This is a genomic window from Haemophilus sputorum CCUG 13788 (genome assembly GCF_000238795.1).
GTDB classification, from domain to species: domain Bacteria; phylum Pseudomonadota; class Gammaproteobacteria; order Enterobacterales; family Pasteurellaceae; genus Haemophilus_A; species Haemophilus_A sputorum.
This window is the reverse complement of sequence record NZ_AFNK01000037.1, coordinates 20,955-40,630: the sequence shown is the minus strand read 5'-3', so window position 1 is coordinate 40,630 and position 19,676 is coordinate 20,955. Positions and strand designations below refer to the sequence as shown.

The 19,676-nt window shown below is 38.6% G+C and carries 22 protein-coding genes and 1 other annotated feature; of the genes, 9 read left to right on the top strand and 13 right to left on the bottom strand.

The genetic code is table 11. The annotated features are described in order from the left end of the window. Positions 1 to 21: 21 nt before the first annotated feature. The 10 genes from hisH to HSP_RS0106370 form a co-directional block, all read right to left on the bottom strand. Positions 22 to 618, bottom strand: coding sequence for an imidazole glycerol phosphate synthase subunit HisH (gene hisH, locus HSP_RS0106415; protein WP_007525787.1), 597 nt, complete (start codon positions 616 to 618; stop codon positions 22 to 24). Between the two features lie 4 nt (positions 619 to 622). Beyond that, the gene (locus tag HSP_RS0106410; RefSeq protein WP_007525814.1) at positions 623 to 1,753 is read right to left on the bottom strand and encodes a putative phage abortive infection protein; all 1,131 of its coding nucleotides are present in this window, start codon (positions 1,751 to 1,753) and stop codon (positions 623 to 625) included. A 75-nt stretch (positions 1,754 to 1,828) separates the two neighbouring features. Then, positions 1,829 to 2,917 carry a bifunctional histidinol-phosphatase/imidazoleglycerol-phosphate dehydratase HisB gene (hisB, locus tag HSP_RS0106405; RefSeq protein ID WP_010129433.1) on the bottom strand — a complete coding sequence of 363 codons (1,089 nt, stop codon included), beginning with the start codon at positions 2,915 to 2,917 and terminating at the stop codon, positions 1,829 to 1,831. 18 nt (positions 2,918 to 2,935) lie between these two features. Then, positions 2,936 to 3,994: a histidinol-phosphate transaminase gene (gene hisC, locus HSP_RS0106400; protein WP_010129431.1), complete on the bottom strand. Its 1,059-nt coding sequence runs from the start codon at positions 3,992 to 3,994 to the stop codon at positions 2,936 to 2,938. Positions 3,995 to 4,096: 102 nt separating this feature from the next. Then, the gene (gene hisD / locus HSP_RS0106395; RefSeq protein ID WP_010129430.1) at positions 4,097 to 5,383 is read right to left on the bottom strand and encodes a histidinol dehydrogenase; all 1,287 of its coding nucleotides are present in this window, start codon (positions 5,381 to 5,383) and stop codon (positions 4,097 to 4,099) included. Positions 5,384 to 5,437: 54 nt separating this feature from the next. Beyond that, complete coding sequence (gene hisG, locus HSP_RS0106390; RefSeq protein WP_010129429.1) at positions 5,438 to 6,337, bottom strand: ATP phosphoribosyltransferase; 900 nt, start codon at positions 6,335 to 6,337, stop codon at positions 5,438 to 5,440. A 27-nt stretch (positions 6,338 to 6,364) separates the two neighbouring features. Next, positions 6,365 to 6,509 (bottom strand) — a sequence feature (His leader region). Positions 6,510 to 6,675: 166 nt separating this feature from the next. Further along, entirely contained in the window at positions 6,676 to 7,995 is a 1,320-nt protein-coding gene (locus HSP_RS0106385) for a dicarboxylate/amino acid:cation symporter (RefSeq protein ID WP_010129428.1), read from the bottom strand. A 211-nt stretch (positions 7,996 to 8,206) separates the two neighbouring features. Then, positions 8,207 to 8,776 carry a DUF1266 domain-containing protein gene (locus HSP_RS0106380; protein ID WP_010129427.1) on the bottom strand — a complete coding sequence of 190 codons (570 nt, stop codon included), beginning with the start codon at positions 8,774 to 8,776 and terminating at the stop codon, positions 8,207 to 8,209. 63 nt (positions 8,777 to 8,839) lie between these two features. Next, positions 8,840 to 10,510 carry an energy-dependent translational throttle protein EttA gene (gene ettA / locus HSP_RS0106375; protein WP_010129426.1) on the bottom strand — a complete coding sequence of 557 codons (1,671 nt, stop codon included), beginning with the start codon at positions 10,508 to 10,510 and terminating at the stop codon, positions 8,840 to 8,842. Positions 10,511 to 10,627: 117 nt separating this feature from the next. Then, entirely contained in the window at positions 10,628 to 10,984 is a 357-nt protein-coding gene (locus HSP_RS0106370) for a helix-turn-helix domain-containing protein (RefSeq protein WP_007525843.1), read from the bottom strand. A gap of 97 nt (positions 10,985 to 11,081) precedes the next feature. Between HSP_RS0106370 and HSP_RS0106365 the strand changes: the two genes are divergently transcribed. The 6 genes from HSP_RS0106365 to HSP_RS0106340 are packed head-to-tail and all read left to right on the top strand — an operon-like array spanning position 11,082 to position 14,149. After that, on the top strand, positions 11,082 to 11,996 hold the full coding sequence (locus HSP_RS0106365; protein WP_010129425.1) for an ATP-binding protein: 915 nt from the start codon (positions 11,082 to 11,084) through the stop codon (positions 11,994 to 11,996). After that, a complete protein-coding gene (locus HSP_RS0106360; protein ID WP_010129424.1) occupies positions 11,993 to 12,364 on the top strand; it encodes a hypothetical protein in 372 nt (123 codons plus the stop codon). Before HSP_RS0106365 ends, HSP_RS0106360 begins: the two co-directional genes overlap by 4 nt. Continuing rightward, positions 12,364 to 12,747, top strand: a complete 384-nt coding sequence (locus HSP_RS0106355) for a hypothetical protein (protein WP_010129421.1) — start codon at positions 12,364 to 12,366, stop codon at positions 12,745 to 12,747. The genes HSP_RS0106360 and HSP_RS0106355 overlap by 1 nt, the downstream gene beginning before the upstream one ends. 11 nt (positions 12,748 to 12,758) lie before the next feature. Further along, positions 12,759 to 13,238 (top strand): hypothetical protein, encoded by a 480-nt coding sequence (locus HSP_RS0106350; RefSeq protein WP_010129420.1) that lies wholly within the window; start codon positions 12,759 to 12,761, stop codon positions 13,236 to 13,238. Next, positions 13,235 to 13,474, top strand: coding sequence for a hypothetical protein (locus tag HSP_RS0106345; protein ID WP_010129419.1), 240 nt, complete (start codon positions 13,235 to 13,237; stop codon positions 13,472 to 13,474). Before HSP_RS0106350 ends, HSP_RS0106345 begins: the two co-directional genes overlap by 4 nt. A gap of 18 nt (positions 13,475 to 13,492) precedes the next feature. Continuing rightward, a complete protein-coding gene (locus HSP_RS0106340; protein ID WP_010129418.1) occupies positions 13,493 to 14,149 on the top strand; it encodes a DUF4230 domain-containing protein in 657 nt (218 codons plus the stop codon). Between the two features lie 107 nt (positions 14,150 to 14,256). Here HSP_RS0106340 and tehB read toward each other — a convergent pair whose 3' ends face one another. From tehB to rsmD, 3 genes are all read right to left on the bottom strand, one after another. Continuing rightward, positions 14,257 to 15,129, bottom strand: coding sequence for an SAM-dependent methyltransferase TehB (gene tehB, locus HSP_RS0106335; RefSeq protein WP_007526604.1), 873 nt, complete (start codon positions 15,127 to 15,129; stop codon positions 14,257 to 14,259). Positions 15,130 to 15,232: 103 nt separating this feature from the next. Continuing rightward, entirely contained in the window at positions 15,233 to 15,544 is a 312-nt protein-coding gene (locus tag HSP_RS0106330) for an HI1450 family dsDNA-mimic protein (RefSeq protein ID WP_007526612.1), read from the bottom strand. An 11-nt stretch (positions 15,545 to 15,555) separates the two neighbouring features. Then, a complete protein-coding gene (gene rsmD / locus HSP_RS0106325; RefSeq protein WP_029495239.1) occupies positions 15,556 to 16,155 on the bottom strand; it encodes a 16S rRNA (guanine(966)-N(2))-methyltransferase RsmD in 600 nt (199 codons plus the stop codon). A 91-nt stretch (positions 16,156 to 16,246) separates the two neighbouring features. Between rsmD and ftsY the strand changes: the two genes are divergently transcribed. The 3 genes from ftsY (at position 16,247) to ftsX (ending at position 19,627) form a co-directional block, all read left to right on the top strand. Then, positions 16,247 to 17,950 (top strand): signal recognition particle-docking protein FtsY, encoded by a 1,704-nt coding sequence (gene ftsY, locus HSP_RS0106320; RefSeq protein ID WP_010129416.1) that lies wholly within the window; start codon positions 16,247 to 16,249, stop codon positions 17,948 to 17,950. Positions 17,951 to 18,037: 87 nt separating this feature from the next. Then, on the top strand, positions 18,038 to 18,691 hold the full coding sequence (ftsE, locus tag HSP_RS0106315) for a cell division ATP-binding protein FtsE (RefSeq protein ID WP_010129415.1): 654 nt from the start codon (positions 18,038 to 18,040) through the stop codon (positions 18,689 to 18,691). Between the two features lie 3 nt (positions 18,692 to 18,694). Continuing rightward, positions 18,695 to 19,627 (top strand): permease-like cell division protein FtsX, encoded by a 933-nt coding sequence (gene ftsX / locus HSP_RS0106310; protein WP_010129414.1) that lies wholly within the window; start codon positions 18,695 to 18,697, stop codon positions 19,625 to 19,627. Positions 19,628 to 19,676 lie beyond the last annotated feature (49 nt).

The following is a 19,676-nucleotide window of genomic DNA, read 5'->3' as shown; positions in this document are numbered from 1 at the left end:
GCGTTATTTTAGCTCTGTAGTCTATTTCACTTTCTCTACAAAATTTTTCAACAGTAACGCACCATTTTCGCCTGAGCGTTCAGGATGGAATTGCACTCCGTAGAAGTTGTTTTTGGCTATTGCGGCGGAGAAATCCACGCCGTAATGGCTGGTCGCAATGGTATTTTCATTAGGCAATATCGCATAGCTATGCACAAAATAGAAATGGCTGTCCTGCGCAATGCCATCAAATAGCGGGCAATTTTCATCAAAATGCACGCGATTCCAGCCCATATGAGGCAAGGGCAAACCGGTATCCGGAATCAGTTCGGTTTGCCCACTCATTAAACCAAGGGTGGAGACATTGCCTTCGGTAGAGAATTCCGTCATTAGTTGCATGCCTAAGCAAATGCCTAGCACAGGCTGTGTGAGATTTTGGATTACTTCAATCAACCCTAAGCGTTGCAAATTCAGCATTGCTGCCTTGGCAGTTCCTACACCGGGTAAAATTAATTTATCGGCAGATTTAATTTTATTGAGATCATTGGTGATCTCCGCACTATATCCTAATCGCTCAAAAGCAAATTTGACGGAGGAGAGGTTGGCGCAGTTTGTGTTGATGATTAAAATATTTTTCATTACATTAATTTCTTTTAATAAAAATGCTATATAATTTCTTTAAGTTATCAAATTTTTCTTTTTGATTCTCAGAAAAGGCTTCAGATGAAAATGTAGTCAGAATATGAATAAATAATGTATCCTTATTATCCTCCATATTTTCCACTCTATGAAATTTACGGTAAACTATATATCCGTATTCATCCTCAAACTCGCCAATCGATCTAAATTCTTTATCAAATTCGAAATCTGAATCTTTTAATGGGCTGTTTCTCTTTTTTTTAAAAAGTATGTTAAGTATAGTATTAATAGATATCCATTTTCTAATTCTATTCTCGTCTGTGTTACAACCATCTTCAGACAAAATACTATCCCTAAAATCAGAATATGGAGGAGGCATATATTCTATTGTTCCATCTTCATTTTTATATTCTTGCTCAGAATACATTTCTTCGATATTATCCTTATGTTTTTTAATTAAAGATAATGCATCTTTATAATCTAATCCAGAAGCAAAAGAGATGAACCTGTATTCTAATTCATCTAAATTCAAATGCTCAAAGAAAGATAATTTATTTATACATTCTATATATCTTTCATATTGCTTCTCTCTGTTACAGATGTTAAAGGCTAAAATAACCAACATCTTTCTTGATAAAAAACTTCTTAAAAAACCTGAGTATTCTTTATCTTTATTTAAGTCCATATTTTTATATATGAATTTTAAAAGTCTATATAGAGTTAGTAAGTAAGAATCTATCTCTGAAAAAAATTTATCATTATTAGATGAAAACTCTCTTAATTTAGAAAAAGATTCCTTTGATAATATCTGATTATAATAATTATCAATTAACCTTTCTCCAGATTTATCTAGCATTAACGACTCCAAATTTTCTAATTTAGCATTATGATGTTCTAACATCATAGAAAAAGTTTTTTCAAAATCTTGTTTTTGTTGCTCTTTATCTCTTTGGTAATTTTGATAAATAACAACTAAAAATGCTAATGCAGCAAATATTCCTCCAGCATAGCTACCAAAATCAGCCCAATCACTTCCATTATTCGAAATTCCTAATCGACCAGCAAAATACCAATATGCCCCAAAAGCAAGAATAGTAAGAAAAATTGCAAATCCAGTTAATAATTTATTAAACATATAAATCCTTAAGTTATAGCGTTTACATAGGTATTTACCATGAACTAACTCAGCAACCGTTCACGGCAACTGCTATTATAATACACCCTTACTACTCGGCAACTCCTCCCCCTCAATTCGAATTGCTTGTCTTAAGGTTCTGCCGAATACCTTAAACAGGCTTTCAATTTTGTGGTGGTCGTTATCGCCGGTGGCCTTGAGGTGGAGCGTGGCGAGCAGCGAGAATGCTAGGGATTGGAAAAAATGCTCGGTGAGTTCGGTGCTGAAATCGCCGACTTTATCGCGTTTGAAGCGGGCAGCGAATTTGATCCAAGGTCTGCCGGATAAATCTAAGGCACATTCGGCGCGGCATTCATCCATTGGAAGCACAAAGCCGAAGCGGGCGATGCCGCGTTTGTCGCCAAGCGCTTGTTTTAATGCTTGCCCGAGGGCGAGGGCTGTATCTTCCACGGTGTGATGTTCATCGATCCACAAATCGCCGTTGCATTGTACGTTCATGCGGAATCCACCGTGAGTGGCGATTTGATCAAGCATATGGTCGAAGAAGCCAACGCCGGTTTTGATATCGTTAACCCCAGTTTCATCCAGCCATACTTGCACTTTAATATCGGTTTCTTTGGTTTTACGCACCACTTCAGCAAAACGAGGTGGGCGGTTGCCGATGTTGCTTACCGCTTCGCCCAATAATTTTTCGGCAATCAATTCCCAAGGCATTTGTTGCGGATGGTATTGAATAGCGCGAATACCTAAATTTTCGGCTAATTGCACATCGGTTGCCCGATCGCCAATGACAAAAGAATGCGCCGGATCGAATAATTTCTTTTCAATATATTTTTTAAGCAGCTTGGTTTGTGGTTTGCGGCATTGGCAATGATCTTCCGGTTTGTGCGGGCAAATCAGCACATCATCAAACTCAATTCCCTGTGATTTGAATAACGCCATCATCGCATTATGTGGCTTATCAAAATCCGCTTGTGGGAAAGAATCCGTTCCCAAGCCATCTTGGTTTGAGACCATCACAAAACGGTATTTTTCTTTCAGTTTCAGCATCGCTGGAATGACGTTCGGCTCGAATTTGAGTTTTTCAAGGCTATCAATTTGAAAATCAGTTTTCGGCTCATCAATCAAGGTACCATCGCGATCAATGAAAAGAATAGGTTGCATGGGCTGTTCTCCTGTGTATTAGTTTATTTGTTTGATAGCTTCAACCACTCGTTCACATTCTTCTTTTGTGCCAACGGTAATACGAATGCAGTCTTGTAAATTTAACGCTTTATTTTGATCGCGCAGAATAATTCCCAAATCCCACAAGGCTTTAAACACTTTTTCGCCATCTTGACATTTAAAGAGCAAATAATTGGCTTCACTTGGGAAGACTTGTTCTACTTGCGGTAATGCAGCTAGCTGGTCGGCAAGCCATTGACGATTGTTCAGAGTTGTTTGCACGCTTTCCTTAACCAAGGTTAGATTTGCATCGGCAAGCGCTTGGGCGGCAATATCTGCGCTTGGAACCGGGATCGGATAAGGTGCAATCACCTTGCTCAGAATTTGAATCAATTCCGCATTAGCTAAGACAAAACCACAACGTAATCCGGCCAAGGAAAAGGCCTTAGAAAGGGTGCGGATGATGGCTAAATTCGGGTAGTTTTGCAGTTCGTTGGCGAAGGTCGCTTCAGGACAAAATTCAATATAGGCTTCATCAACCACCACAATCGCCTTGCCGACGGTCATTTGCAATAATTTGATTAAATCAGACCGCTTGAGCAGATTGCCGGTCGGATTGTTCGGGCTACAAACAAATACCGCTTTCACGCCATCCAATTGTGCTTCAATGGCTTCCAAATTGAGCTGAAAATCGGCATCGAGCGGCACAGTTTTGCAGGTAACATTGGTAGTTTCGGCGCTGACTGCATACATGCCGTAGGTTGGTGGGCAGAATAAAATGGCGTCCTGTGCGGGTTCACAAAAGGCGCGAATAATCAGCTCAATGCCTTCATCGCCACCACGGGTGACTAAAACGTTCTCAGCGTTGACTCCGGCATAGGCGGCATAGCCTTCAACCACTGCCTGTGGCTGAGGTTCTGGATAGCGGTTTAAGTCTTTACCGGAAAGTTGAAAATTCGGTGAAAGCGGTGATTCGTTTGCATTGAGCCAAATCGTACCGTTGCCGCCCAGTTTGCGGGCAGATTGATAAGGGGTTAATGCTTGGACGTTGGGGCGGGAAAGCTGTGTTGTGTTCATATGTTGTCCTTTTTTAGATTTTTTCTTCAACTCTAATAAAATCAATGGGTTAGGTGTTGTTTTTGCAAAAACTCGGAAATCCGAGGAGGCGTTTGATTTAGCTTACTGCGCATTTAGTTTTGCTAAACGAATGCTGACAGCCTGTTTATGGGCATCTAATTGCTCCGCCTCCGCCATCGCTTCCACGGTTTTTGCCAGATTTTTAAAACCTTCAGGGCTGAGTTCTTGGACAGTCATCCGTTTGTTGAAATCCGCTAAACCAAGACTGGAGTAGGTTTTGGTATAGCCATAGGTCGGCAACACGTGGTTGGTACCGCTGGCGTAATCGCCCATGCTTTCTGGGCTGTACGCCCCTAAGAAAATTGAACCAGCATTGTCCAATTCGGGCAAGAGTGCGCGGGCGTTTTGGGTTTGTACGATTAAGTGTTCCGGTGCGTATTCGTTGCTGATTGCTACGGCTTGCGCCAAGCTTTCGGCAATAAAAATACGGCTGTGGCTAAGGGCTTTGCTAGCGGTTTCAGCTCGTGGTAAACGCGCCAGTTGGCGGGCAATAGCCTGTTCTGTTTGTGCGGCTAATTGCGCATTGGTGGTGACTAAAATCACTTGGCTGTCAGCGCCATGTTCGGCTTGGGAAAGCAGATCACTGGCGACAAATTCGGGATATGCCGTTTCATCCGCAATAACCAACACTTCCGATGGCCCAGCCGGCATATCGATGGCAGTACCGTTTTGCACCACTTGGCGTTTGGCCTCAGTAACAAAGGCATTACCCGGGCCGAAAATTTTATCGACCTTAGCCACCGTTTCGGTGCCTTGTGCCATGGCAAAAATGGCTTGTGCACCGCCTACCGCATAAATGGTTTCCACGCCACATAGTTGTGCGGTGTAAAGAATTTCATCGGCAATTGGTGGTGGGGAACACAGCACAATTTTTTTACAGCCGGCAATTTTTGCCGGAATCGCTAACATTAAAACAGTCGAGAATAATGGTGCTGAACCGCCCGGAATGTATAGCCCCACGCGGGAAATCGGACGGGTAACGACTTGGCAGCGCACGCCGGCTTGGGTTTCGATGTCAATTTCTTGATTTTGTTGTGCCTTGTGGAAGGCTTCAATATTGGCTTTTGCCTGTTGAATCGCTTGCGCGAGCGCCGGGGAAATTCGAGCGCTAGCTGCGGCGATTTCCTCAGGAGAGACAACAAGGCTTGTCAGTTTTACTTTGTCGAATTTTTCGCACAATTCAAACAACGCGTTATCACCGTTTTGCGTAACGTTTTCACGAATGGCATCTACCGCCTGTTTAATGCTTTCACCAACTTTTTGTGCCGGACGGGCAAGCGCTTGGCGTTTTTCTTCTTGAGTTAAGTTATTCCAGATTAAAGTTTGCATTGCCTATTTCCTCTTATTTAATTTTCTTTTCCCTTAAATGGAAGCAGGGTTGGGTTATTCCATCATCTTCTCTATTGGTAATACCAAAATCGAGCTGGCTCCGATGGCTTTTAATTGCTCCATGGTTTCCCAGAACAGATTTTCTTGGCTGACAACGTGCATCGCGACTTTCGTGCTATCACTGGCTAATGGCAAAATGGTCGGATTTTCAACCCCAGGAAGTAGCGCTGCAATTTGTGTCAGTTTATCCTTTGGTGCATGCAGCATAATGTATTTGGATTCAGAGGCTTGTTGCACACCTTGGATGCGGGTTAGCAAGCGGTCAACCAGTGCTTGTTTTTCGGCATCAAGCGGTTCGGCACGTTGAATTAAGCAGGCTTTAGAGCGGAAAATCACTTCGACCTCTTTTAAACCGTTAGCTTCTAGGGTCGCACCAGAAGATACTAAATCGCAAATTGCTGTGGCAAGTCCAGCACTTGGAGCAACTTCTACCGAGCCATTCAGTAAACAGTTTTTAAAAGGAACACCTTGTTGTTGCATATAGCGGCGTAAAAGGTGTGGATAGGAAGTAGCAATACGTTGATTAGCAAGGGTTTGCACGCCGTTGTAAGTTTGGTCACGGTCAATGGCGAGGGAAAGGCGACAGCCTCCGAAGTCTAATTGGCGTAGTTTTTTGTAGGCGATGGTTTCGCCAGCTGCCAAGCGACCGAGCTCTTCCTCTTCCAAGACATTTTCGCCGATGAGACCTAAGTCTACGACACCGTCAAAAATCAATCCTGGGATATCGTCATCACGCACACGCAGGATTTCAATCGGTAGGTTTTCCGAATAGGCGATAAGTCGTTGTTCATTCCAATTGATTTTTACCCCGCATTGTTTGAGTAGGGCTGCGCAATCTTGGCTTAGACGGCCTTTTTTCTGTAAGGCGATTTTGAGTCGGTTTTGTGTTTGCATATTAGTTATTCCTTATCATTTTTCTAAAAAGAAAACCCCTCGAAAGTTGCCTTCCGAGGGGTGCATTTTATGTAAACTGCTATTGTTGTTTATTTATGCGTGCTCGGAAGATTTTAATATCTTCCGTCCACACCAAATGCCCGAAAGATATCAGGTTAAATGGTGATGATACGCACGATAAAATTTCATAATAAGATTCCTTAAAAATTGGATTGGTTCGAGTCTATTACAAATAAAAAAATTTTGATAGCTCCGAGTTGCTATAAATTTGATTTTTATCAAAAAAATGCATCACCATTTTTATCGTCACGATGCATTTTTTCAATCTCTTTCTCATCTTAATGATTTTCTTCTGTTTTAACCACTAGTTTGCCGCTCATGGCAAGATCAAGTTTCTCTTTATCTAAAGCGTTTTCCCAACGAGCGACAACAATCGTTGCACAAGCGTTACCGATGATATTAGTTAACGCACGACATTCAGACATAAAACGGTCGATACCTAAAATGAGCGCCATTCCTTCAACAGGCAAACTAGGTACAACAGATAACGTTGCAGCAAGTGTAATAAAGCCTGCCCCCGTTACGCCAGCTGCACCTTTTGAACTTAACATGGCTACTAATAATAGGGTGATTTGCTGACCAAGCGTTAAATCTGTATTGGTTGCCTGAGCGATGAAAAGGGCTGCCATAGTCATGTAAATGTTGGTGCCATCTAAGTTAAATGAATAACCGGTTGGAACAACTAAGCCTACAACAGATTTTTCACAGCCGGCTGCTTGCATTTTTTGCATTAAGTTTGGTAGGGCGGCTTCTGAAGAGGAAGTGCCTAAGACTAACCATAGTTCATCTTTAATATAGCGAATCATCTTCACAATTGAGAAGCCATTGTAGCGCGCTACGGCACCTAAAATGATTAAGATAAATAATAATGAAGTGATGTAGAAAGTTAAAATCAACATCATTAAGTTGCTAATAGAGCTTAATCCATATTTACCGATGGTAAAGGCCATTGCACCTAATGCGCCAAGCGGAGCTACTTTCATCAGAATAGAGACAACTTTAAACATTGGTGCAGCAGCAACTTGTAATAAATCGGTAATCGGCTTGCCACGTTCGCCTACAGAAGCAAGAGCAACCCCGAATAAGACCGAAACAAATAATACTTGGAGAATATTACCTTCAGTTAATGGGCTTAATATAGTCGTTGGAATAATGTTCATAAAGAAGCCAATTAACGAGCTATCTTTAGCTTTTGAAACATATTCACTTACTTTTTCAGATTTTAGTGTGGCTGGATCAATATTTAAGCCTGCGCCGGGTTCGATAATATTCGCCACCACTAAGCCAATAATAAGCGCAAGTGTGGAGAAGGTAATGAAATAAAGCATCGCTTTACCTGCCACACGACCGACTGATTTCATGTCATTCATGCCGGCAATCCCTGTCACTACGGTTAAGAAAATAACTGGGGCAATAATCATCTTCACTAATTTAATGAAGGCTTCACCTAGTGGTTTTAGGCTTGCACCAAAATCAGGAAAAAAATAGCCAAGTAAAATACCAATGATAATAGCTAAAATAACTTGTACATAAAGGCTTTGATAAAACTTCTGTTTTTTGGGAGGAGATGGCGGTGTGTTGGCATCAATTGTCAGCATTGTCAGACCTCTTAAATCGTAGAATAAACAAGAAAATTGAATGACTCCTAGAGTCGAATCAGTTTGATAATAACGTAATTTTTTATTAAGAAAAACTTTTTTCTTAATAAAAATTATCTATAGATTAGTTTTTCTTATGATTTAAAAAGGCACAAGCGGTGGAATTTTGCAAAATTTTTACGAAATTCCACCGCTTGTAAAAGAGCGTGACCTACCAATCTTTTTTCAATTCAAGATTCCAAGGTAGGTTGTAAGGGCTGTTATCATAATTTTTGATAAGCTGATACGTTTTGCGTCGTAGTTCGCTACTTTTTTCTGACCATTGTTCATACCCTTTGAAATAGCCTTCAAAGAATTCGTCCCAAGAGTGGTAAAGTGGTTGTACTTTTTTAGCGAGTTCTAGCGACATATTCAATGCTTGTTCGCGAGTAAGGTATTCAGCAAGATAGCCTGAAGAAAGTAAATTAAATGCACGGCTGTAATCCCATGCAGCTGTTTCTTTAGGACTATTCGTTTCAGCAAGGGTAATGATGGTTTCAACAAGTTGTTCTTTATTGGTGATATCCCACCACTCTTTAAGCATATCACGATAAGCTTGTTTGATTTCTGCAGAAGGTTTTTCACCACCGTAGATTTCAACATCACCTTGGTTAGTCGCAGTTAAAATCGCATGGGTAGCGTTAAACCAGCGGACGGTATCTGATTTTTCTTGAGAGCAAGCTGCAATAAAGAAAGTCAAAATTAGGCTAAATACCATTGGAATGAATTTTGAAAGTTTCATAAAGCTCCTTGTTTTTACGTATAAAAAATGCAGCACAAAGTTTAATTTGCGCTGCATTGAGGGTTATTTGGCAATACGTTTATATTTAATACGATGTGGTTGGATTGCGGCGTCACCTAAGGTTTTCTTTTTCCACTCTTCGTAGTCTGAGAAGTTACCTTCGTAGAAAGTCACTTTACCTTCATCACCGTAATCTAAAATATGAGTCGCAATACGGTCTAAGAACCAACGGTCATGGGAAATTACCATTGCACAACCAGGGAATTCTAAGATCGCATTTTCTAACGCACGTAAGGTTTCAACGTCTAAATCATTGGTTGGTTCGTCCAATAACAGTACGTTACCACCACGTTGTAGAAGTTTAGCCAAGTGTAAACGACCACGTTCACCACCCGATAATTCGCCCACACGTTTTTGTTGATCTACGCCTTTGAAGTTGAAGCGTCCAACATACGCACGGCTTGGAATTTCAAAGTTACCAATAGTGAGAACATCTTGTCCGTTAGACACTTCTTCCCATACAGTTTTCTTATCATCCATTGAGTCACGGAACTGATCGACAGAGGCAAGTACAACAGTTTCACCCATCGTAATTGAGCCGCTATCCGGTTGTTCTTGACCTGAAAGCATACGGAATAGGGTTGATTTACCTGCACCGTTCGCTCCGATAATACCCACGATAGCCCCTTTTGGAATGCTAAATGATAAATTATCAATTAAAGTGCGATCGCCGTAAGATTTAGTGAGATGTTCTACCTCAATTACTTTATCACCTAAACGTGGACCAGGTGGAATAAAGAGTTCGTTGGTCTCGTTACGTTTTTGATATTCGCCAGAGTTCAATTCATCAAAGCGCGCCATACGTGCTTTACTTTTCGCTTGGCGGCCTTTCGGATTTTGGCGTACCCATTCTAACTCTTTCGCAATTGATTTTTGGCGCGCATTTTCAGCCGCTTGTTCTTGCTCTAAACGTTTTTCTTTTTGCTCTAACCAAGAAGAGTAGTTACCTTCCCAAGGAATACCTTCACCACGGTCAAGCTCTAAGATCCAACCGGCTACATTATCTAAGAAGTAACGGTCGTGGGTAATTGCCACAACAGTACCTTCGTAGTCATGTAAGAAACGTTCTAACCATGCCACAGATTCCGCATCTAAGTGGTTGGTTGGCTCGTCTAATAAGAGCATATCTGGTTTTTCGAGTAACAAACGGCAAAGTGCGACACGACGACGTTCACCACCAGATAAATGCTCGATTTTTGCATCCCAATCCGGTAAACGTAATGCATCTGCTGCACGTTCTAATTGGTTATCTAAATTATGCCCATCATGCGCTTGAATAATCGCTTCAAGATTTGCTTGTTCTGCGGCTAGTTTATCGAAATCCGCATCAGGATCCGCATAAAGTGCATAAACTTCATCTAAACGGGTCAGTGCATTTTTTACTTCAGAAACCGCTTCTTCGACCGCTTCACGCACAGTTTGTTGCGGATCAAGTTTTGGTTCTTGTGGAAGATAGCCAATCTTAATACCTGGTTGTGGACGCGCTTCACCTTCGAACTCTTTATCCACGCCCGCCATAATGCGTAAGAGGGTTGATTTACCCGCACCATTTAAGCCTAGAACCCCGATTTTAGCTCCAGGGAAGAAGCTTAAAGAAATATCTTTCAAAATATGACGCTTCGGCGGCACGACTTTACCGACTCGATGCATCGTATATACAAATTGCGTTGACATTGGTTATTCCTCATCAAAAAAATCGCCCTATTCTACTGGAAAATAGGGCGAAAATATAGGCTACAAGCGGTCTGAATTTGCAAAAGTTTTGCGGAATCTGACCGCTTGCCAGTCAAATTACTTAAAAGAGGTAATCAAGCTCACAAGAATGCTCTTTTGCTGATCGTTAAGATCTTTTATTAAACGGATTAAAACTTCATCTAATGCGGAGTAATTCTGCTCCTCCTCACCGCCGTACCTTAACCAATTTGGTTCTACATTTAACCACTTCGAGAGTGTCTCTATCTTGTCAAATGAGGGAATCGCTAAACCATTTAACCATTTATAAACTGCCTGAGGTGTGACGGCATCTGTTGGGTGTAATAACCCAAATTTAATAGCAATTTGGCTTGTTGTAAGGCCTTTAGGGTATTCGGCCTTAATTGCGGTTGCCAGCCTTTCGCTAAATTTATCTTTTTCGTTTTTTATCTTCATAGATAAAAATTATCGAAAATTTTTAAAGCTACAATTGAACTAATTTAGTTTTTATTTTAAACTATTTCAGTTTTACTGTTAGGCCTAAAAGATAACTATGCCCATCGATCTTAATTCTAAAAACAAATCTGTAAATACCACATCTAACAAGCCTCAAATCCAGTTTGAGCTCACTGAGCCTCGCTATACATTGGATGATCTTATTTTGTCTGAGAAAACGTATAGTGAACTCAATAAAGCAATTGGGTTGCGACAATTTCAACGCGAAGTATTTAATGATTGGGGCTTTTCGCATACGCATAAATTTGATAGCAAAATGATCATTAATCTTTATGGCGCACCTGGTACAGGCAAAACTATGGCGGCTCACGCTATTGCTACATCATTAGGTAAAAAGTTAATTCTGGTTAATTATGGTGATATTGAATCAAAATATGTTGGAGAGACACCGAAAAATATCCAAGCCGCTTTCAATTTTGCTAAAGAAAATGATGCCATTCTTTTCTTTGATGAAGCTGATGCTATTTTGAGTCGCCGTGTCACCAATATGACTAGTGCGACAGATACAAGCGTAAACCAAACGCGTTCAGTAATGTTAAATTTGCTTAATGATTATAATGATATTGTGTTATTTGCCACTAACTTCATTACAAATTATGACCCTGCATTTATGCGAAGAATTTTAATTCATATTGAATTTTCTTTACCTGATGAAGAAGTGCGTAAAAAGTTATTTATGCACTATATTCCTAGCAAATTACCTAATGATATTGATATAGATATAGTCGCAAAAGAATCTGAAGGGTTAAGTGGCTCAGATATTTCTAATGTTATTTTATTATCTGCTTTTTCGGCTAAAGCAGATGGAAAAAAAATGGTAACCAATCAAGATATACTTTCAAAAATTGAATCAATTAAAAAGAGTAAACTTGCTAATCTTGGAATTATGAATGTAGATTCTAAAATTATTTCAGAACAATATATTAAAGATAATTATGGAGTAAAAATATGATTGCATTTATTGTTGGCGCAACATTAATTTTTGGCATTGTTTTATTTATAGCTTTTTTTTGGAAAGAAATTAAAGCATTTTTGGAAAAAGCTTTTAAACTCTTTATGGAAAAAGCCATTCCTTCAGCATATGCTGGATTAATTACTTATCTCGAAAAAGGTAGTGTAGTAAGTGGTATATATATTGCGGTTCAAAAATTCCTTGAAAAGGAGCCTGATGGAAACTGGAAAGAAACTGTATATGAGCGAGAAATTTCTGCTGAAGAATTACCTGAAAATATCAGAAAAAAAATGGAATGTGCTTATGTGGGTGAAGAAGTAGACATTACTTATGAAATGAAAGAAGCATTGCGTTTGGAGTTGAAGTAATGGGATTAAAAGAGCTTTTATGTTTAGATAAAGAAGGGGTGGATAAAAAACTTCAATTTATTTTAAATGAATTAGATTCTGTTAATGAATTATATAAATTTTCATTGGAAGATTTATGCAGATTATATTCTTATGGAATTGATGAAAAGATAGCGTCATATCAAAAAGATAACAGTGCTGAGTATATTGGAGGAGAATTTATAATAAAGTTAAACCTAGATGATAAATTTTATTTAATTGCTGAGCTTTACTTTAAAACTAGAGAGGGAGCTGTTTTAAAGAATTTTTTTAGAACTGATTTTTTTAGCATTGATAAATTAAATGATGAAAATAAAAGAGAACTTATTAACTCAAAAGAGTTGAAGTTTGATATTGATTTTTAGAGGTCTGGCTAATGGAGATTATTAAATTAATAAGTGTAAAAATTGAAAGGTATTCTGCTATATTTGATTTTAGTAGATATTATTGTACTAAAGATTTAAGATTTGTTGTTATGGACTTTCCTTATGATCTTTTGCGTGTGTTAATTATACTAATGGCTTTAATTATGTTATTGGTTGGCGCATTTATTATGTGCGTTTGGTTTGTGTTTATATATTTTATTCTAACTTATAAGAAAAGAAATAGTCTATTATATAATATAATTATATTTTTTCAGTCTGAAAATCAAGTTTCTGATGAAAAGACAGTCTTTAGTTATCTTATGAAGTGCAATGTGAAAAATGTAACTAATGATAAGGTTTTAGAACTATTAGATTTGTTAAATGATAGGGGAAAAATTAGGAAAGAGGGAAATATGTATTTTTCAAATTTTTCAGGGCCTTTTAAGAATAAGATAATAAATTCATCTAAATCATCAAGGGAAAAGATATGAACTTATCAAAGATATTGATGAATATACTTGACGCAGTCGATGTTCTAAAAAATGGAATTAAAAAACCAAATGATGAACCTATAACATTATCAATTAAAGGCTTTAGACGTTTATCATTTGGTATGAAATTTATTGTAATTTTAGGTATTTTTCTGCTTTTATTGTCAGTGCTATATTTTGGTTATGGTTTATTTATTTCCATGTTTTCTAATGATACTATTAATTTTTCTTCTTGAACTTAAATTGAGGTTAAAATGAGTGAAAATATAAAAAATCCACAGAATGGATTAGTTGAGAAATTCTATAAATTATCTAATGGTTTAAAATCTTTAGTTATTGCAGGTATTTTACTGTTTGTAATAGTTAATATATATATGTTTTATAGGTCAATTGTTTCACATTCATCTGAGCAAACTAATGTTACAACATCTTTAGTTGGTAATTATATTAAAAAGTCAAAAGATATTGTAAGTTATAAATATTTCTATACTAATGCTGCAATGTTTGAAAATAAAAAGAATATTTATGGAATTAATCTTCCTTTAACATCTAAGAAATTTATTATTTCTTATGATGGAAAGGTCACTTTAGGTGTGGATCTTTCAAATGTTTCAACAGAAATAAAGGGAAATAAAATTCTTATTTCTAATATAGGAAATGCGAAAATTCTTTCTAATGAATTTGATGAGAAGTCAATGAAAATTTTTGATGAGTCTACTTCTTTATTTTCTAGTTGGAATATAAAGGATTATCAAAAGTTCTTTTCAGATCAGCGTATTGAAGTAGAGAAGAAAATTATGGAAAGTGATCTTCTAAAAGAGGCTAAATCTTCCGCGGAAGAAACAATTAAACAACTTCTAATGCTTAATCCACAAATTGCATCTCAGTATCAAGTTGAGTTTAAAGAATAAAGATTAAAAAATAGGCAGTCGTAGATTGCCTATTTTTCTAATCTTATAAAGAACAAGCGGTCTGAATTTGCAAAAGTTTTGCGGAATTTAACCGCTTGTGGCAGGAACTATGCTAATTTCTTCGCTAGCATTGTGGCAAATTTAAGTTGGATACGGTTGCCGTTTTCATCGGTTTTATGTAAGTGACCTAAATCTTCGTTATATTTCACTAATTCCCAGCCCTCGTAGTATTTCGCTAATTCGCCTTCTGCAAAGGTAAATGAGAATGGCATTGGACAAGGGTATTCTGGCGTGCTCATGGCACAAACGATTAAGTTATAACCACCTACTTTCGTATTTTTCTGCATATTTTCAATGATAGCCGGAATACGTTCGCGGTTTAAGAACATCATCACTACGGTTGAAAGCACAAAATCGTACTCACCGTTTTGGCTGCCGATAGTCGCATCGTTGATGTCGTAAATACCGGTTTCGATATTTTTTAACCCTTCTTTCTCAATCATATAACGAAGGAATTCAATGCTTTCTTCATTGTAGTCTACTGCAGTAACATCAAAGCCGACTAAGTTTAGATAAAGTGAATTGCGACCGCGGCCACAACCAAGATCTAACGCTTTGCCACCTTGAATATAATTCATAGCGTTAAGCACTTCAGAGTGTGTCGTAGTCAGATTATATTTTTTCATATAATAATCCTTCGGTTCACAATAGAATGCTAATTGGCATTCAAGATCATCGGTTAATGCTTCAACTCTATGCCAAAGTTGTGGCTCAACAAATGGTGCTTGATTTTCGGGGGTGAAAATCGCTGTTTCAACCACATCACCTTCTTCAGTTAAAACGTAAAATTTTAATTCACCTTTTAAGATGGTTAATTTTGCCCAAGTGCCTTCTTTAGTGTTGTGTTTTTCTTGAAACATTTGTGGCAAGGTTTCTTTTGTCCAAACCGGCATCTGTTTATAGCAAATGAGTTGTTCCATTTTTAATCCTTATTTTAACGAATAATGTGAATTTTAACACGCTTACTTTTTTTGAGGCAATAAAAATCCGACTTTAAAAGTCGGATTTAATAGCTTTAAGGAATTATTCTTTCCACACGACATGATATTCGCGATTTTCCGGTTCGTGAGAAATCAGGAATTTGGCAAAAACATCATCCATTTCATCTTTATCATTCACTAAACCGACCCAAACTTCCGCAAAAGCTTCAGGATCAATCAGTGTGCCGATTTCTTCATCCCAATTCTCAGCGGTTTCAACCATTTCTACGGCACCACGCTCTTCAAATTGAAGATTAAATAGCAAGATATCCGCAGGATCTAAATTTTCGCCTGCCATTTCTAGAAAAATATCGTATGCGAGATCAATCGCTTCATCAGGGGTTAATTTTGTCATCTTTTTCTCACTTAGGTTTGAATCAGGCGGCTGGTTACCATACCTGCCGATTTTTCTTTAATAATTTGCCAACCTTCAGGTAAAACGAGAGGGGCATGTGTTTTTTCTGTTTCTACATAAAGTAGCGCATGTTCTGCTAACCAACCATTTTCGGTTAATAAGGTTAAGATTTTTGGCACGAAGCCCTGATGAAAAGGAGGGTCGATAAATACCACATCGAATGCACTTCCACTGTTTTTTTGTGCAAGAAACTGACAGGTATCACTATTTACGACACTACCTTTTTCAGTTTTTAATGCGCCTAAATTCTGCTTAAGCTGCTTGGCGGCTGGGGTAAATTTTTCTAAAAAAACGACCGCTTGTGCTTGGCGTGAAAGGGCTTCTAAACCGAGTGAGCCACTGCCTGCAAAGCAATCCAGACAACGACTGCCGGCAATATCATTCATAAGCCAGTTAAAGAGCGTTTCTTTTACGCGATCGGTGGTTGGTCTCAGCCCTTCTGCATTCAATACAGGGAGTTTCCGACCTCGCCAAAGTCCTGCAATAATCCTCACCTCTCCCGTTGGACGAGAATTTGGCGAAGCCTCCCGCCCATTTCGATTTTTTTTCATACTCATAAAAAGGATTTTTTGCTAAACTACTGCAGTTTATTCTATTTTAAATATAAGTTGGGCGCAAATGTTGCCCTAAGAGAATTAAATTATGTCTGAAAAGAAAAAAGGCTTTTGGTCTTGGTTAGGCTTCGGTAAAAAAGAAACAAAAAATGAAGAAACTCGAGTAGAAACCGCTGAAAAAGAAGTTACCGCTTCCGTTGAAGAAGAGCATATTCAGCCTATTGAAGGAGAAAATAGTGAGCAAGTAACTGCTCAACAAGAAGAAAGTTTAGCAACATCTTCTGTTGAAACGCGTATTGAAGAAACATTAGCTTCTATCAAAGAGTTCGTGGAAGAAAAAACGGAAGAAGTAGAAACATTCCTCGAAGAAGTTGGCGAAAAAATTGAGCAGTCGTTTGAAGAAGAAAAAGAAGAGTCTGTTCAAATTTGTGAAGTGGAAGAAGACGTTGCCCCAACAGTTGAAAATGAATTATCTCAAGCGGTTGAAAATCGACAAGATTTTGCAAATTTAGCAACAGAAGCTGAGGAAAAGACAGATAATCTGCCAGAGCCAGAGCCAGAGCCAGAGCCAGAGCCAGAGCCAGAGCCAGAGCCAGAGCCAGAGCCAGAGCCAGAGCCAGAGCCAGAGCCAGAGCCAGAGCCAGAGCCAGAGCCAGAGCAAGAAAGTGCATCATTCCATCAAATTCTTGAAGCAAAAATTGAAGCTGTTGTAGATGCTGAGTTAGATGAGGCAGTTAGCGATAAATCAGCTGCTGAAGAAAACTTTGAAGAGCTTAACGAATTAGTTGAATTAGAAGAAGAAAAATTAGACGCTGAAGTTGAGCAAGTACCTGCTGAGTCAACAGAAAACTATCAAGAAAAACCAAGTGAAGGTGGTTTTTTCAGCCGTTTATTAAAAGGGTTAGTTAAAACTAAACAAAGTATTGGTTCAGGGTTCTTGAGTTTCTTCCGTGGCAAAAAAATTGATGATGATTTGTTTGAAGAGTTAGAAGAACAATTGTTAGTGGCGGACTTGGGGATGCCAACTACCACCAAAATCATCAATAATTTGACACAACATGCGAGCAAAAAACAGCTAAAAGATGCAGATTTGCTTTATCAGCAATTAAAAGTCGAATTAGCAGATGTATTAAAACCAGTTAGCCAGCCATTAGAAATTGATAGCAGTAAAAAGCCATATGTGATTTTAATGGTGGGCGTAAATGGTGTGGGTAAAACGACGACTATCGGTAAATTAGCACGTAAATTCCAACAAGAAGGTAAATCGGTTATGTTAGCGGCAGGCGATACATTCCGTGCTGCGGCTGTTGAACAATTACAAGTTTGGGGAGAACGTAATCATATTCCTGTGGTCGCACAATCTACAGGTTCTGATTCAGCTTCAGTAATTTTCGATGCTATGCAATCTGCGCATGCCAAAGGAATTGATATTTTGATTGCTGATACGGCAGGTCGCTTACAAAATAAAAATCACCTAATGGATGAATTGAAAAAAATCGTGCGAGTGATGAAAAAATATGATGAAAGCGCACCGCATGAAATTATGCTGACCTTAGATGCTGGTACGGGGCAAAATGCCATCAGCCAAGCTAAACTCTTTAATGAAGCTGTGGGTTTAACCGGTATTGCTCTCACTAAATTAGACGGTACAGCGAAAGGTGGCGTGATTTTTGCCATTGCAGATCAGTTTAACTTACCAATTCGTTACATTGGCGTGGGTGAAAAAATTGAAGATTTGCGTCCATTTAATGCTGAAGAGTTTATTGAAGCGTTATTTGAACATGAAGCCTAGTGCTTTTTAGCTTCAAGCAGTTTGCAAAGAATTGGAAAAATGTGACCGCTTGTAGCTTATTTAATTTGTCGTGAAACGGGAAATACAATGATTAAATTTCAAAATGTGAGTAAAGCCTATAAAGGGGGAAAACAGGCCCTGCAAGGCATTGATTTTCATCTGCCGGCGGGCGGGATGCTGTATTTAACAGGGCACTCTGGTGCAGGGAAAAGTACCTTATTAAAATTGATTATGGGTATTGAACGAGCAAACGGTGGTCAAATTATTTTTAACGGCCATGATATTACCCGTTTAAATCCTGTGGAATTACCGTTTTTACGTCGTCAAATTGGCATGGTGCACCAAGATTATCGCTTATTACCAGACCAAACTATTTTAGATAATGTTGCCTTACCGCTTATTATTCAGGGGATGAGCCCTCAGGTCGTAGAAAGAGAAGCTCGCTTAGCGCTAGAACGTGTTGGGCTAGGTAATAAAACGAATTTCTTGCCTGTGCATCTTTCTGGTGGCGAACAACAGCGTGTCGATATTGCCCGCGCGATTATTCATCGCCCTGTATTATTATTAGCAGATGAGCCGACAGGAAACTTAGATGAAAAACTTTCATTTGAGATTTTCCGCTTATTTGAAGAATTTAATAATGCAGGTACTACGGTGATTGTTGCCACGCACGATACGAATATTATTACTAAACGTCCGAAGCCATGTTTAGTGCTAGAGCAAGGTCATATTAAGGGGTAAATCATGGCACGTTTGACTGTAAAATTAGGCACCCAAACAGGCTATATTCTGCGTTCAGTTTGGCAAGATTTAAAGAAGCATAAATTCGGTACTTTTTTAACGGTATTAGTCATTTCAGTTTCGCTCATGATTCCAATGGTGAGTTATCTGTTATGGAAAAATGCGAATCATGCGGCAACGGAATTTTATCCAGAGCCAGAATTAACGGTTTATTTACATAAAAACCTTTCTGAAAATGATGTGAATGCGGTGGTTGAGCGAATTCGCCATTTTGATGCCGATAAAATTGAATCGCTAAATTATATTTCTCGTCAACAAAGTTTAGAGGAGTTTCGGACTTGGTCTGGCTTTGGTGAAGCGTTAGATATTATTGATGAGAATCCTCTTCCTGCAGTAGTGACCTTAAAACCAAAAAAAGCCTTTAGCAGTAATGATGATATGTTAGCGTTACGCAATGGTTTGCAAGCAATTAAAGGTGTGCAAGAGGTTCGCTTAGATAATGGCTGGTTAGATAAATTAGGTTCATTAACTTGGTTGATTGCGCGGGTTGCAATGACTTGTACTATTTTGATGCTGATTTCAGTCTTTTTAGTGATTGGTAATGCGGTAAGAACCGATGTAGCGAACAGCCGTGCATCCATTGAAGTTCAACAATTATTAGGCGCTACCGACCATTTTATTGCTCGTCCGTTTTTGTATAAAGGCATGATTTATGGTTGTTTAGGCAGCTTATTAGCGGCAATTTTTAGTAGTGTGGTAATTAACTATTTTACGAGCGTCGTAAAATATGTTGCAGATATTTTTAGTGTGGACTTCACTTTAAATGGTTTAGGCTTTAGTGAATTCTTCTTCTTTACCGTAGCTTGTATTTTTGTTGGTTGGCTTTCAGCGAAGATTGCAACGAATCGACATATTTACCGTATTGGTTCACGTTAATCCATTCAAAAAAGTGCCACAGGTTGGCGCTTTTTTATTGTGTATTTTG